Raw genomic sequence first — 14,458 nt, forward strand, 5'->3', positions numbered from 1 at the left:
TTAATAGGTATCGGTAATGGGTATTAAAAGTCCCGGAAGGGGAGTTTCAGGTATACGTCGAGGGTGAAGGAGTCAACTCCCTGCCCAAGGCGTGTGCCTTTTTTTGTTTTGGTGTAGTAAATGTGATCTACTATTTGTTTTAGCAGGGCGTTTTTGCGTAATGGGTCTTCTGTTTTTGAGTAGGATTTTAAGACGTTCTCAAAATAGGGAATGAACTGTTCTTTTCTGATGATGCGTTCTTTTATTTCTTCTAGTTCACGTTCTATGGATTTTATGAGTTTTTCGTTGTCTTCCAGCTTTTTGTTTAAGTCTCCGGATCGTTTGCGGAAGAGGTCCAGGGAGTAGACTTGCTGTTCAAAGTAATCGTATACGGACTCAAGCTGCTTGTTTAAGACGTCGGCTTCGTTTTTGTATTCTGTTAGAACGGCTTTTTTACGCTCCAGGACTTCGGTCCAGTCACCGGTGTTTTCTCCCTGGATCCGGATCTTATATTCTTTTAGTGTTTTTTCAAGGAACTGTAGCAGGCGCTCTTCTACCAGATAGTAGAAAGAGCCAACGGTAGGGCAGCCGTGTGTTTTGCATAGTACGGTATCATTGGGGTTCCTTGCACCTGCAGGGCGGCGGTACATTGCTTTCTGGCATTCGCTGCAGTATAAAAGTCCGGCCAGAGTGGATTTAATTGTGGAAAAATTGGTGGGGCGGAAGTTTGCTTCCAGCTTTTTTCTGGCGGCGTAGAAAACGTGTTCGTCGATGATTGGAGGGTGAATGGCATCGAAGATCTCTGAGTCATTGTTGATGGGGCGGGAGCGTTTGACGGTTCCGTTTTCTATGACTTTAAGCTGCTTGCGCTTGCCGACCTCCAGTTTTCCGATATATACGTAATTTTTTAGAATGCCTTTAATGACTCCGGTTTCCCAGTGATCAGATTTGCGAGGGGAAACTTTCATATCGTCGAGGAGGTGGGCGATCTGAGTAGGACCCAGGGGTAGACCATCAGATTCCGGAGTTCCTTCGGTAAAGAGTTGAAATACAAATTGAACGATTTTTGCTTCTTCAGGATGTGGAGTGAGGGTGAATCCTTTTTCGTGGGGGAGTTTCTCTCGTTCATATCCGTAAGGGGCAACATTAGAGATCCATTTTCCTTCCTTGGTGGAGGCGCGCCGGCCGTTCTGTAAACGGCGGTTGATGATTTTGTATTCTCGTCTGCTCATGAAAAGCCCGAATTCGGCGTATTCTTCGTCAAATTCATCGTTGGGGTCATAGGTCTTCATGGGGGTGATGATCTTGGTGTTTCCATATTTAAAGGTTTCCATGATAAGACCCTGATCTCTGGTATCTCCACGGGCAAGACGTTCCAGTTCCACTACTAATACACCATCAGGCTGCTCGTTTTCAATGTCGGAAAGCATACGCATCATTTCTGGCCGGGCGGCGATGGTTTCTCCAGATACTACTTCACGGTAGATGTGGTAGATTGTGATTTTTAATTGTTCGGCCAGTTCGTTAAGGCGCTTTTCGTGTCTGGCCAGAGTCTCACCTTCGCCATGGGCTTCGGCTTCCCGGTCCTCTCTGGATTTGCGTAAGTACATGTAATAGATTCCTGATGGGTCAAGCATTATATCATCTCCTTGTATAGTTTACTTAAATTTGGGTACAAAAATAACAGCTATTGCAAGCTGTTTCCGAAAATGATATAATTCCATTGTTGAGATGGATATATCTTTCCGGGAGTCCGGCAAGAGAATCTATGATTAAGCTCTGGGAGTTCGCAGCTCCTGGGGCTTTTAATATTATGCTGTTTCTGCCTCTAAAATTGATAGTGTCTGGCGATACTCTGTTGCAGTGGGGATTCTTATAAATTCTACAGTATTGTTATAGTTTTCTTTTACTACCTTTTCTATTTCATCAAGTGAGACATGGAAAAATTCTTTACGAAGATTAATTCTATTTACACTTTTCTGCTCAAAATATTTGTGAAGCGTATTTTCTAGTTCTGGAGCATTCTCTGAAAAGATCATAGCATGTACATCAAACTCAAACGGTACTGATGCACTACTCAGTTCTTTAACGCGATCCATTGGTTCTAGACGGCGTGTCATACCAATTTTGTAAATATCTTCACCAAAGGAACCAATATTTGAGATGATATATACAAAACCAGCACGAGCATTTGCTTCTCTCTCAAGCACATTTTCTTTCTCTTTTTCCAGTTCATTAAGTTTTGATTCTAAGTCTTTAATTTTATCTATATATAGCTGCTTTTCTATGTCATTTTGAGTTTTTTGCATGTAGGCCATTAACTTTGTAATTTCATTGGTGAATTGCGATTGGTCTTTTTCTATTTTAGCTTTTTTATTCTCTAGTTCTCTACGAACTTTTTCTTCTTCGATCATTTGTTCTTTTATTGCTTTTTGCTGTTCGCGCTCTTGCTCTTTTTTTAATTCATAGGTATAGATTAAGCTTAATTCCTCTAATTTATATTCTAGAATACGTTTTGAGAGTTGGATGCCATCCACAGCGAAAATCTTATTTAATGATTCAAAGCATTTAGATATTTTACTTCTCATGGAATCTATATTTTTAGTAGAGATATTCATGAAAATATTGTCGCATTCTGCATTCAGACATCGTATGATTTGTTTAATGTTATTATTAATTTCTTGCTTTGAGCCGTAAGCAGTAACAATAACATATTCCTCTGATTTCAACAAATCCTGTTCGTCAGCTCTTAAAAGAGCCAATTTATTCTTACATTCTTCAGAGGTAATTCCATCATAATCTGATAAGTTATAATGTTCTTTGATTAATGATTGGTGTAGAGAAGATTGTTCTTCTTTAAGTATATTAAGTTCTTTAACAATTTCAGCCTTTTGCTTGTCTATTTTTTTAGAGTAATCATTAAAATCTTTTTGTATGGTCTCTTTCTTATCGTTAAATTCTTTTTCGATGTTGCGACATGCAATGTCATGTGATTCTTCTTTTTTATGAAGATCTGAATCTAAATCCTTTATTTTGTTTTCTAATTGATCAACTATCCCATAGTGCTTCTTTAATTTATTATTTTCAATTATTTGTAGGATTAATAAAACTAAACCTATAATACCTGGAAAAATAAAGAACCAAAAAGCAAATAATAAGCAGATTAACCAAGTTTGTAAATACCATTTCTGTTTCATACTCATTCCCTCTTCTTTTGTATTTTTATTAAAAAGCCATTGGCTAATTTAATCTTTATGTGTATGTAATTTATTCATCAAAAAAAGCATCATCGTGTTTTTTCATTTCTTCGGTAACTTCTATATCTGTACGTTCGTGGGCGGCCACAGGGATTAGGTGTGTTTTATCCTTACCTGGTTCTATCTTAGTTATATTAGAGTCAGAGGTAGCGTTACAGCGATTGTATTCCATTTCCAAAACTGTATCTACAGTATGTTTGCCTTTGTCATCTATCAAGCGATATTTATTTAGGTGATCTTGCTCCTGTTTTGATATCGGTCTGTATTCCAGCGGTTCATCCCACCCCATTAGATAAGCGGGCGATACATTTCCAATTTTTGAAACAGCTTCTATCTTATCAGAAGGTATATTTGTGATAATGTTATTCTCGTATTTATATAGCGTTTGCTTTGAAACACTAATTTTATCAGCAAAGTCGACCTGGCTCATTCCAAGCTTATTTCTTATTTCTTTAATTCTATCACCCACAGCCATAAGTAAGGCCTCCTCATAATTGGTAACTTAATAGTAGCACAAAAATGTTATAAATGCAATAAAAAATATCTTGACAAGTTACAAAAATGTGATATAGTTTAAGTAACTTAAAAAGTTACGAAAGGAGGTAACCACTTGATCAGGACTGATGAATTAAGAGGAATTATTGCTAAAAATGGTCTTTCTCAATCAGATATTGCCAGTGTTATAGGCATCACACCCAAAACATTTTATGAAAAAATGAAAAATGGTGTCTTTGGAAGTAATGAGATTCAGATCATGATCGATGAGCTTCACATCGAGGATCCGATGGCAATTTTTTTTGCTAGTAGGTAACTTTTAAAGTTACAAAAGAGAGAGCGTTAAATGATGAGATTTAAGTACGCAACAAGTACAACCAATAACGCATAGGCTTAAGAGAAAGAGAGGTGTTACATATGCAAATCATGGAAATGAAAATCGGTAATACACTTATTCGTGCACACGATGATTGTTTTGTGAAAACAGAGGAAGAGAAACAGGAGATCCTTGATAATGTCGGCCGAATCGCATCCAGTATCTACAGAGACAAAGAGAAGAAAGATGAAACCGGCTGATGCCGGTCGGCATGGACAAGCCGTAAGGAAAGGAGGTTGTATGAGGTATTATGACAAATTAGACGATTACACCGACGCCCGCCCGTCGATGCTGAAAAAGATTGCAAAGCGGATCATGCCGACAGTAATCTTCATCGGTGCAATGGCTTTGATGTTCTTTGCGGTCGGTGCGCTGGAAGTGACGTGAGAGGAGGTGGGGAATAATGTACTCTTTAAATTGGACACAGGAAGAGATCGAGAGACTGTCCATAAACACTCTGGAAAGAGCGATCCAATCCGGTAATTTGGACCCGCTGCTGATAAACGATGGTCACATTATCGGCTGTGAAAATGCAGAAACCCCAGCTGCGGGAACAGCTGAGGAATCAAGGTAACTCGTAAATCATTCACACCCCTATTATAGGGGATTCACAGGAGGATTGCAAGAGAATGAATCTGAGATTAAAGAAGATTTCTATCGAGAATTTCAAGGGAATCACCCAATTAGCAATTGATTTTAAGAGAAGGACAACCATTTCTGGTCAGAATGCAACCGGAAAAACAACTATTATGGACGGATTTACATGGCTGCTTTTCAATAAGGATAGCGAAGGAAAGTCTGATTTTAACATTCGTCCCAATGATCGCCAGGGTGAGCCTATAGATAATCTGGTTATTAAAGTATCTGCAGTATTAGTGGCTGATGGAAAAGAGATCTTGCTTAGTAAGATACAGGAGCAGAACTGGGTTAAGAAGAAGGGAAGCGAGGTTTCTCAGCTGCAGGGGAATATCAATAAATATGAAATCAATGAAATTCCTAAGTCAGAAAAAGATTACAAGGCTTACATAGATGATTTGATGAATGAGGAGCTGTTTAAATTAATTACCAGTCCCCAGGCGTTCACTTCGTTGAAATGGAAGGATCAGAGAACGATTCTATTAAAATTGGTTTCGGAGGTTACGGATCAGGATGTGATATCCACTGATCAGAAGTTCACTCCACTGTCTAACATTTTGAAAGAGTTCTCCGTAGACGATCTGACCGCTAAGGCAAAAAAGGCGTTAAAAGAACTGAATAAGAGACAAGCTGAGTTACCGGCCAGAATTGACGAAGCCAGCAAAGGATTAGTACAGGCTGATTTTACAGAATGTGAGAACCAGAAAGTCGATCTGGAAAAGCAGATTAATGATCTGACAGAGCAGGAAAACAGCGCATCAAAAGCCAGTGAGGTGCTTACTCAGATTAATAATGCAATTATGCAAAAACAATTTGATTTGGGAGATTTGAAGCGCAAAGCGAATGAAAAGCTGATGAATCAGCGGCGGGAAATTCAGCGGAAAATTGATGATGCTGGATATGCCTTCTCGGATGCAATAAGAGAGTATGAGAAGACAGAAAGAGAGATTAAGCAAAAACAGGAACTTCTGGAGAGTAACCGGTCTTATAGAGAGGCATTGCTAAAAAATCACAAAGAAGTTCAAGCCATGCAGGTAAATGAGGATACTCTATGCTGTCCTATGTGTAAGCAGATGCTTCCGCCAGAGCAGAGACAGGCTAAGCTGGAGGAGTTTCAGTCTAATAAACAGAAGAGCCTTGCTGACATTGTGAAGAATGGAAAGCAGACTGTGGCAAATATTGAAGCTCTTGAAAAAGAGATTAGTACCCTTAAAGAGAAGCTGGATTCCTGTAAATTCAATAAGGTGGAACAGAATAAGAGGAAGACAGCAGCCATGGAAGAGTTGGCAGCGTTGCCTCAACAAGTGGAAGTATTTGACAGCCCAGAGTACCAGTCAATGACAGCGGAAATACAGCGACTGGAAAAACAGGCTCAGGAAATGGGAACCGGATCAGGATATTTGAATCAGTTAAAGCAGAAGAAACAAGAACTGATTACGCAGCTTGATAGAGTTAAATCTACGCTTACAGGAAAAGAGAACAATCAAAGAGTACAGGCCCGTGTATTGGAACTTCAACAGGAGCAACGAACGACTTCTCAGCTGATTGCTGATCAGGAGAAAGAGCTGTTTCTTTTGGAGGAGTTTACAAAGGCGAAGATGGACCTGTTATCTTCCCGTATCAATGCAAAATTTAAACTGGTCAACTTCCGACTGTTTGAAAATCAGATCAATGGTGGATACAAAGAAACCTGCGAATGTATGGTAAATGGAGTTCCATTCAGTTCTTTGAATGCAGGGCATAGGGTAGTTGCTGGGCTGGATATTATCACAGCGCTGCAGGATATCTATGGAGTAACGGCACCTATCTTTATTGATAATGCGGAGTCTGTAAATGATTTTAACATTCCGGATATGGAAGGGCAGCTTATTCTCTTAAAAGTATCAGAAAATAGCACATTGGAAGTGGAGGCATAAAGATGAACAATGAAGTTGCAACAGCACAGCCAAAGGGGATGGCTGATTTCTTATCAAAGGATAAAGTCAAGGCAAATATCCTGCAGGTGGTGGGCCAGAAGAATACAGCCAGATTTATTGCAAGCGTGGTGTCGGCAGTTCAGAATACACCGGCTTTGCAGGAATGTAGTCATAACAGTATTTTAAGTGCAGCGCTTCTGGGGGAAGCCTTAAACCTTTCCCCCAGTCCGCAGCTGGGACAGTTTTATATGATTCCTTATAAGAAAAAGGATCGTGAGGGCAATGTTATCTCTACAGACGCTCAGTTTCAGCTCGGTGCCAAAGGCTATAAACAGCTGGCAATGAGGACCGGTCAGTATAAGGACCTGGATGTTATTTATATCCGCGAAGGTGAGTACCGTGGGCGTGATCGGTCTACTGGGAAGCATAAATTTGAGTTTATAGAAGACGATGCTGTCAGAGAAGAACTTCCGGTTATTGGGTATCTGGCATACTTTGAACTTCTTAACGGTTTCAGGAAAGAAATCTTCTGGACTAAGGCTAAGATGGTGAAACATGCAGATCAATATTCGCAAGCATTTAACTTAAATGAAGTTAAAAATAAAACTCCGAAGTACAGTCGGGTTTCCTATGAAGACTTTTTAACCGGAAATTATCCAGAGAAGGACGCCTGGAAGTATTCCAGTTTCTGGTATAAGAATTTCGATGAAATGGCAGAAAAGACCATGATCCGGCAGCTGATCAGCAAGTGGGGCATTATGAGCATTGAAATGTCTGACGCTTACGAGCGAGACATGGCTGTTATTAATGCAGATGGAAGCCCCAGTTACGTTGACAATGAAACAGTAAATCAACATGAAAGTGATTTAAGCCAAGCAAATACGGTTGATTTTGAAGAAGTATCTGAGTCAGTCAGTAATGAAGTTACTGCGGAAACTGGTGGTGATCCATTTTGAAATTAACCTGTTTAGGGAGCGGATCGGCGGGAAACTGCTATCTGCTCCACAATGAGACAGAGTGCTTGGTTATAGAGGCAGGGATACCATTTAAAGAGGTTAAGAAAGCCTTGGATTTCAACATTAGTAAGATTGTTGGGATAGTGGTGTCTCATGAGCATGGAGATCACGCAAAGTACCTGCAGGAGTACATAAAAGTTGGTATACCTGTTATGGCTCCAAGCATGGGGCATGTAACGGGAGCCCTATCAGCAATTAGTAAACCTTTTGCCGTCAGGACATTTCCATTGGTACATGATGTGTCGTGTACCGGATTTTTAATTGAACATTCGGAAATAGGCAGATTGCTTTTTGCGACTGATACCGAGTATATCCGGTATAAGTTTAAGAGCCTGAATCACATCATGATAGAGTGCAACTACAGCCAGGAATTATTAAATCAGTCATATCATGAGGGCCTACAGGAGCGAATTAAGCTTACACATATGGAATTTAATACCTGCAAGGATTTTATTCGAGCAAATCAGAGTCATGAGTTAAAAACGGTCTGTCTTATGCATCTGTCAGATCGGACAAGCAATGAAACAGTTTTTCAGAAGGATGTCCAGGAGTTGGTAGAGTGCCCGGTTTATATGGCAAGTAAAGGTCTGGAATATGAACTATAGAGGAGGAATGACATATCAATAGAGTGATTTTAATAGGCAGACTGACCAGAGATCCAGAGGTCAGATATTCAGAAAATGGTCATACCGTTGCACGTTTTGGAGTTGCGGTTGATCGGAAGTTTAAAAAAGAGGGGGAACAAGCAGCAGACTTTCCCAATATAGTAGCATTTGGAAAGACAGCGGAGTTTATCGAAAAATACTTTTACAAGGGAAGCAAAATAGTAATAGAGGGTAGCATTCAAACTGGATCATATACAAACAAAGAGGGACAGAAAATCTATACAACGGACGTAATTGCGAGAGAGGTAGAATTTGGGGAATCCAAAAACCCTAACAATTCCACTAATGAGGAAAGGCCTTCCCCTGACAATGCGATCGGTGACGGATTTATGAACATTCCTGATGGAGTCGAAGACGAAGGTCTTCCCTTCAATTAAGGAGGGATTAGATGATGATACAAATTGATTCCAGAGAAAAAGCCAGGGCAATCCGTAAAATCTTGGACACCTTTGATCAGCAGGGAGTACAGCACTTTGTTAGCAAGCTCCATGTGGGAGATTATATGAATTTTGACAATCCAAGGCTTATTATAGACCGGAAGCAAAATTTAACCGAGGTCGCATCCAACGTGTGCCAGGGACATCAAAGGTTTACTGATGAATTGAAACGAGCGCAAGAAATTGGAGTCAAGGTGATCATATTGGTGGAGCATAGCAACCAGATCAAGAGCATTGACGATGTCCATGAATGGAACAATCCACGATTGAAAACGTCTCCCAAAGCGGTCACCGGCGAGAAGCTGGAAAAGATCTTAAAGACCATGGAGCGTAAATATGATACCCAGTTCTTATTCTGTGACAAACTACATACTGGCAGCAAGATAATTGAATTACTGGGAGGTGTCTCTGGTGACCGTTGAGGAAATCAAAGATACATATAGCATGAGGGATATTGTGGAGCGCTATGGCTTTCAACCAAACAGGAGGGGGTTTATTCCATGCCCCTTCCATGCGGGAGATCGGCAGGCTTCATTAAAAATTTATGACCGGGATTTCCATTGTCACGCCTGCGGCGCAAACGGGGATATTTTCTCATTTGTTCAAATGATGGACAATCTTAGTTTTAAAGAGGCATTCATCGAATTGGGAGGGGATTATCGCTCTGGTGAGAAAATACATCTATCTCAGATATTAATGAGGAAAAGAGAGCGAGAAAGGGCGCGTAGATACGAGGAAGTATTTAGGGCATGGAGGTTAGGAAAATTAATTGAAGTATGCCGGTTACTTCGAATGTATGATGAGCTGGAAATGATTTATGAGCCATTCTCAGATGAATGGGTGTTGGTAATTAATAAAAAACAAGTTCTTGAAGAAGATTACAGGATTTTAACATCTGGTTTCCGCAAAGAGCAAGAGGAGATGAAGAGCTTAGAATGAATGAACCTTTAAAGGTATACACCCAGGAAGAATTTAATACCGAAGAGCCTTATAAGCTCCTTTACTCTCACCGGGACGATGGATTTAGATACATGCAGTTATTTAATGAACTGGCCGCCAATGCGGAAAAGGTAGGGTTCCGGCGCTTCGGTACGATGGTTAAGGCGTATTTTGCGCAACATGGTGACAAAAAAAGCATGAATAGTGTTGTAAATAACGTCACCAATTTTAAGGATCAGCCAATAGAGCTTTACACAGGAGACTGGATTGCCAATGATGAGGGCATTGTCCGGCGTAACGACAAACAGGGGCTTGACATAGCCTGTACACACCCGATCCTACCCGTGCAGAGGCTTGTAAACATTGAAGATGAAAGCGTAAGGCTTCGTCTTATGTTCCGTAGGAATTATGGAGCCTGGGGCAGTGTGGTGGCACCTAAAAAAGCATTATTTACGGCAAATGGCATAAAAGATCTTGCCGACAAAGATATATCGGTATCGGATAAAAATGCTTCCTATTTGGTGGAGTACCTACAAAATATTGATGATCTTAATCACGATATCATTCCAAAAGTCCAGTCAGTGAGTCACTTGGGCTGGACGAAAACAGGGCATTTCTGCCCCTATACAGGAAACTTAGAGTTTGACGGTCAGGATAATTTTAGAAAAATATTTCAGTCTGTGTGTTTAGAAGGGACTCTGGAATCCTGGGTTTCGGAAGTCCGGAAGGTTCGAAAAACCAACTCTCCAGCTAAGATTGCCCTGGCGGCTAGCTTCGCATCGGTTGTGCTAAAAACTATAGGAAAACTGAACTTCATTGTTCATCTATGGGGAGGGACCGAGACGGGGAAGACAGTGGCTCAACTTCTTGCGGTATCCGTATGGGCTAATCCGAACGATGATGCCAGTTACCTTCAGACCTTTAATGGAACCCCAGTAGGTCTGGAGCAGCTGGCTGGATTCGTAAACAATCTCCCTCTAATACTTGATGAATTCCAGTTGGTAAAGGATAAGAAATCCTTTGAGCAGGCTGTTTATATTCTGTGTGAGGGCATCGGTAAAACCAGAGGGGCAAAAACAGGAGGGCTTCAGAATACCCTCACCTGGAAGAATTGCACCATTACATCCGGGGAATCTCCAATTACTCATAATGCGTCAGGTGGAGGAGCTGTAAACCGTATCATAGAAATTGAGTGCCGAGAAAAGTTGTTTGAAGACGTCCATGGTCTCTTGGAAGTCATTAGAACGAATTACGGTCATGCTGGGCGGTTATTCATGGGTTTTCTATCAACAGAAGGTGCCAAAGAGAAGGCTAAGAATTATTATAAGCAGTTCTACCAAGAACTAGGAACTTCCTCGACTGAAAAGCAAACCATGGCCGCTGCAGCAATTCTGACCGCCGATGCTTTGGCAACGGAGTGGATATTTTGTGACGGACGAGCTTTAACTGTAGCAGACATAGAAAAACACCTGCATACCAAAGAAAATGTTGATGTAGGAGTTCGTGGATTTGAATATATACAGGATTATTGTGTCAGTAATCAGGCGAAGTTCGAAAGCGGATCCGATCCCTGTCTTGGTTCCATCAAAGGGGATGAGGTTCGAATAATACGAAATAACTTTGAAAAAATATGTGAAGACGGAGGATTTAATCCTAAGGCACTGCTGTCCTGGCTTGATCAGAATGGTCGGCTTACTAAAGACAGCCAGGGGAATCTGTATAAATCAACAAATGTATACGGAAAATCTGCCAGATGTGCTTGTATTAATGTAGCTGATAACATTCAAAAAGAAACCGAGTTTATGGCTGTAAGGGATGGGGAATTACCTTTTAAGTAAAAAAAATTACAATTTTCAGTAAGAGATTACAAATTAATAAGTGGGTTTTGTAATCTAAGAATGTAGGTTTTATGCGGGCTAGAGGGTATAAATTACAAAATTACAAAAATTACAAACTTTTTATACCTTACACGTAAGCACATATATTTTTTGGAATTTAAACAATTCACACACAACGCACGTACGAGGAAAAATAATTTGTAATCTTGTAATTTTGTAATCTTTCTTAAAAAACGTAGTAAAACCAAGGGTTTGAGAGGTGTAAAAAGATTACAAAACGCTATGTCAAATTGTAATTGTTGTAATAAATCGGAGGAATTATGACAGAAACAGCAATAAATGAGTATCGGTCCTTGCTTGGAACACTGAAACGCAATAAGGAAAACATACCTCTGGAGCAATTAAAGGCGGAATACCGGAAGGGATATGATCAGCTCACGCAAAAGATACAGTGCATGACAAGGGAGATTCTTCAGGATGTGATACTTGATGGTTTGCAAATTGAACGTTCCCAGGCGGATCAGAAATATCTGGAGATCAATACAGCAATCAGGGAATCCGGAATCATGAAAAAGGCGAGTCAGGCAGCTTTCGTTCATCAGGATGCAGATCTGGTCCTTGAATATGCCGGTCAGCTGCGGGAGATTGTTCACGGGATTGTGAAAGGGTGTGAAAAGAATGCCAGCTAAATCAAAAACCAGTGTCCCACAACAGGAAATACATATCTGCTATATCTGCGGTAAGGAGATCCATGGGGATCATGTGAGCATAAAACCCAGAGGACAGAGGGAGCGGCACATACATTTTGATTGTGTACCGGGAAATGCAACAAGTTAATTAAAACTGAAAGGAGGCTGGAGCGGTGGCCACCGTGACAGGATATCCTGGCTCCTTTCAAAAATGAGAGATGTAATTATAGACTATTTCTGCGGCGGTGGAGGGGTGAGCGTAGGAGGCACAATGGCATGGGGCAGATGTTTTGATTATGCAATTAATCATAATACCGCTGCAATAGCAATGCACAAATACAATCACCCATATACGCACCATTTCACGGAAGATATTATGAGAGTCAAAATTGACAAGTTCCTTACCTGGGGACAGAAAGTCAGCTTCGTATGGGCGAGTCCTGATTGTACTTCTCATTCGAATGCGAAGGGATCCAAACCGATTGAGCGGGGATTACGGATTCTTCCAATGGGAGTGTGGAAACAGTGTAAATTGATTTTAAAAGCAACGGGAAAAGTTCCGGAAGTGATTATGATGGAGAACGTTAAGGAGATCCAGAAATGGGGACCCTTAGACAAAAACAATAAGCCGATCAAAGCCAAAGAAGGAGAGTATTACAATAAATTTATTCGCCTTATGAAAGAGTTTGGTTATGAGTTTGAATGTCGGGTCTTAGTTGCGGCAGATTATGGAGCTCATACAACCAGAGAGCGATGGTATGGACAGTTTCGATCTGATGGAAGGCCTATTGTCTGGCCGGAACAAACTCATTCAAAGGATGGCACAAAGGGAATGAAGCCCTGGGAGCCGATCAGTCAGGATATTGATTTTACTGATTTAGGCAGCTCCATTTTAACCAGAAAGCGACCACTTAAAGATAAAACGCTTAGCCGTATAGCAGCGGGCATTAAAAAGTTTGTAGTTGATGATCCAAACCGTTTTATTCTTCCTGGTAAATTGGCAGCTCCATTCCTGATACAGTATCATTCCGAAACAACAAAAGGTGAAGTACGTGGACAGAGCCTGAAAGACCCCATACAGACGATTGATACATCGAACCGTTATGCGCTTGTAACCTGCTTTCTGTCAAAGTTTTATAAAACAGGAACCGGTCAGAGTGTTAATGAACCAATACATACAATCACTACTTCCCCCGGACATTTTGCACTGGTATCAGCTTTCCTGATTAAGTATTACGGTCATGGAATCGGTCAAAGCCTGAACGAGCCAATAGGCACCATTGTCACAAAAGACCGGTTCGGGCTTGTCCTTGTAGCAATAGATGGAGTGACATATCAGATCGCTGATATCTGGTTTCGAATGCTGAAGCCTGAAGAATTGAAACTGGGTCAGGGTTTTCCGAAAGATTATATTATTGAGTTTAAGATGCCAAACGGAAAGCTTTATCCCAAGACTCTGCAAGTTGAAAAAATCGGTAATAGTGTTGTTCCTCTGATGGCAGAAAAGCTTTGTTATACAGCATGTCCATATCTGAAGGTAGGAGAGCGTACTCCGAATATGAGGATAGATGACAGTCAGGCGCAGCTTAGATTTGCCTGAAAAAGGGAGGAGCCGGCAAGATCGGGGGAATCCTACCGGCTGAAGTATGAAAAAAAAGTATTTATATGAAAGGTTGTTTGCCTCTTTACAAGTATTAATATACCGGGTAATTGTGACGGGAATTTGATGGATCTGTGAAGAGATTGTGAAAGGAATATTGTACGTTGAAAACTTAATATTGATAGTTAGTAGTATTTGAGTTAAAATTATAATTAAAAGAGATTTATAAAGGTGGAATTATTATGATTATAGATGAAAATGATAAAGAGAAAGAAGCTATGAAAGCTTTTCATCAAGGAAACAGGGAAGAAGGCTTAAAGCTTCAGGAAGAATTTGCGGCACAATTTCGGGAAGAGTATAAAGAAAAGGATCATTGCTCATGCAAAAAGGTTTGCAGATATCATGGGAATTGTAAAGAATGTGTAGCTATTCACAGAGCACACCAAGAGCACTTGCCCAATTGCATGCGACCGATTGTAAATAAAAAGCTTATAATTCTTTCAGAACTTACTGAGCATACACTTGCAAATGAAATAGAGCCGCCAAAGGAAAAATTAAGACGAGAAAAATAAGAAAATTGAAAGTATTGTGTACCAATTAAATTGAATTATTCTA

The 14,458-nt window shown here is 40.5% G+C and carries 17 protein-coding genes; 14 read left to right on the top strand and 3 right to left on the bottom strand.

The window, feature by feature from the left end:
- Nucleotides 1-23: 23 nt before the first annotated feature.
- From RZO55_RS26055 to RZO55_RS20120, 3 genes are all read right to left on the bottom strand, one after another.
- Nucleotides 24-1,616, bottom strand: coding sequence for a recombinase family protein (locus RZO55_RS26055; protein WP_318066046.1), 1,593 nt, complete (start codon nucleotides 1,614-1,616; stop codon nucleotides 24-26).
- A 174-nt stretch (nucleotides 1,617-1,790) separates the two neighbouring features.
- Nucleotides 1,791-3,176 carry an SNIPE associated domain-containing protein gene (locus RZO55_RS20115; protein ID WP_318066047.1) on the bottom strand — a complete coding sequence of 462 codons (1,386 nt, stop codon included), beginning with the start codon at nucleotides 3,174-3,176 and terminating at the stop codon, nucleotides 1,791-1,793.
- Between the two features lie 70 nt (nucleotides 3,177-3,246).
- A complete protein-coding gene (locus RZO55_RS20120; RefSeq protein WP_318066048.1) occupies nucleotides 3,247-3,711 on the bottom strand; it encodes a helix-turn-helix domain-containing protein in 465 nt (154 codons plus the stop codon).
- 135 nt (nucleotides 3,712-3,846) lie between these two features.
- Between RZO55_RS20120 and RZO55_RS20125 the strand changes: the two genes are divergently transcribed.
- The 14 genes from RZO55_RS20125 to RZO55_RS20190 all read left to right on the top strand — a co-directional run bounded on the left by RZO55_RS20125 (nucleotide 3,847) and on the right by RZO55_RS20190 (nucleotide 14,415).
- Nucleotides 3,847-4,047 carry a DUF739 domain-containing protein gene (locus tag RZO55_RS20125; RefSeq protein ID WP_318066049.1) on the top strand — a complete coding sequence of 67 codons (201 nt, stop codon included), beginning with the start codon at nucleotides 3,847-3,849 and terminating at the stop codon, nucleotides 4,045-4,047.
- A 101-nt stretch (nucleotides 4,048-4,148) separates the two neighbouring features.
- Nucleotides 4,149-4,307 (top strand): hypothetical protein, encoded by a 159-nt coding sequence (locus RZO55_RS20130; protein ID WP_166432511.1) that lies wholly within the window; start codon nucleotides 4,149-4,151, stop codon nucleotides 4,305-4,307.
- A gap of 40 nt (nucleotides 4,308-4,347) precedes the next feature.
- Nucleotides 4,348-4,494: a hypothetical protein gene (locus RZO55_RS20135; protein ID WP_318066050.1), complete on the top strand. Its 147-nt coding sequence runs from the start codon at nucleotides 4,348-4,350 to the stop codon at nucleotides 4,492-4,494.
- A gap of 16 nt (nucleotides 4,495-4,510) precedes the next feature.
- On the top strand, nucleotides 4,511-4,681 hold the full coding sequence (locus RZO55_RS20140; protein ID WP_318066051.1) for a hypothetical protein: 171 nt from the start codon (nucleotides 4,511-4,513) through the stop codon (nucleotides 4,679-4,681).
- A 55-nt stretch (nucleotides 4,682-4,736) separates the two neighbouring features.
- Nucleotides 4,737-6,659 carry a DUF2813 domain-containing protein gene (locus tag RZO55_RS20145; protein WP_318066052.1) on the top strand — a complete coding sequence of 641 codons (1,923 nt, stop codon included), beginning with the start codon at nucleotides 4,737-4,739 and terminating at the stop codon, nucleotides 6,657-6,659.
- Nucleotides 6,660-6,661: 2 nt separating this feature from the next.
- Nucleotides 6,662-7,615, top strand: a complete 954-nt coding sequence (locus RZO55_RS20150; RefSeq protein ID WP_318066053.1) for a recombinase RecT — start codon at nucleotides 6,662-6,664, stop codon at nucleotides 7,613-7,615.
- Nucleotides 7,612-8,280, top strand: coding sequence for an MBL fold metallo-hydrolase (locus tag RZO55_RS20155; protein ID WP_318066054.1), 669 nt, complete (start codon nucleotides 7,612-7,614; stop codon nucleotides 8,278-8,280). The genes RZO55_RS20150 and RZO55_RS20155 overlap by 4 nt, the downstream gene beginning before the upstream one ends.
- A 14-nt stretch (nucleotides 8,281-8,294) precedes the next feature.
- Nucleotides 8,295-8,717 carry a single-stranded DNA-binding protein gene (locus tag RZO55_RS20160; protein ID WP_318066097.1) on the top strand — a complete coding sequence of 141 codons (423 nt, stop codon included), beginning with the start codon at nucleotides 8,295-8,297 and terminating at the stop codon, nucleotides 8,715-8,717.
- An 11-nt stretch (nucleotides 8,718-8,728) separates the two neighbouring features.
- The gene (locus RZO55_RS20165; protein WP_318066055.1) at nucleotides 8,729-9,199 is read left to right on the top strand and encodes an ERCC4 domain-containing protein; all 471 of its coding nucleotides are present in this window, start codon (nucleotides 8,729-8,731) and stop codon (nucleotides 9,197-9,199) included.
- Nucleotides 9,189-9,716: a CHC2 zinc finger domain-containing protein gene (locus RZO55_RS20170; RefSeq protein ID WP_318066057.1), complete on the top strand. Its 528-nt coding sequence runs from the start codon at nucleotides 9,189-9,191 to the stop codon at nucleotides 9,714-9,716. The genes RZO55_RS20165 and RZO55_RS20170 overlap by 11 nt, the downstream gene beginning before the upstream one ends.
- A complete protein-coding gene (locus RZO55_RS20175) occupies nucleotides 9,713-11,554 on the top strand; it encodes a DUF927 domain-containing protein (RefSeq protein WP_318066058.1) in 1,842 nt (613 codons plus the stop codon). Before RZO55_RS20170 ends, RZO55_RS20175 begins: the two co-directional genes overlap by 4 nt.
- 320 nt (nucleotides 11,555-11,874) lie before the next feature.
- Nucleotides 11,875-12,243, top strand: a complete 369-nt coding sequence (locus RZO55_RS20180) for a hypothetical protein (RefSeq protein ID WP_318066059.1) — start codon at nucleotides 11,875-11,877, stop codon at nucleotides 12,241-12,243.
- Nucleotides 12,244-12,454: 211 nt separating this feature from the next.
- A complete protein-coding gene (locus RZO55_RS20185) occupies nucleotides 12,455-13,843 on the top strand; it encodes a DNA cytosine methyltransferase (RefSeq protein WP_318066060.1) in 1,389 nt (462 codons plus the stop codon).
- A 242-nt stretch (nucleotides 13,844-14,085) separates the two neighbouring features.
- Entirely contained in the window at nucleotides 14,086-14,415 is a 330-nt protein-coding gene (locus RZO55_RS20190; protein ID WP_318066061.1) for an LPS biosynthesis protein, read from the top strand.
- The last annotated feature ends 43 nt before the right edge of the window (nucleotides 14,416-14,458 follow it).

It is taken from the genome of Clostridium boliviensis, assembly GCF_033342255.1.
Taxonomy (GTDB): domain Bacteria; phylum Bacillota; class Clostridia; order Lachnospirales; family Lachnospiraceae; genus Lacrimispora; species Lacrimispora boliviensis.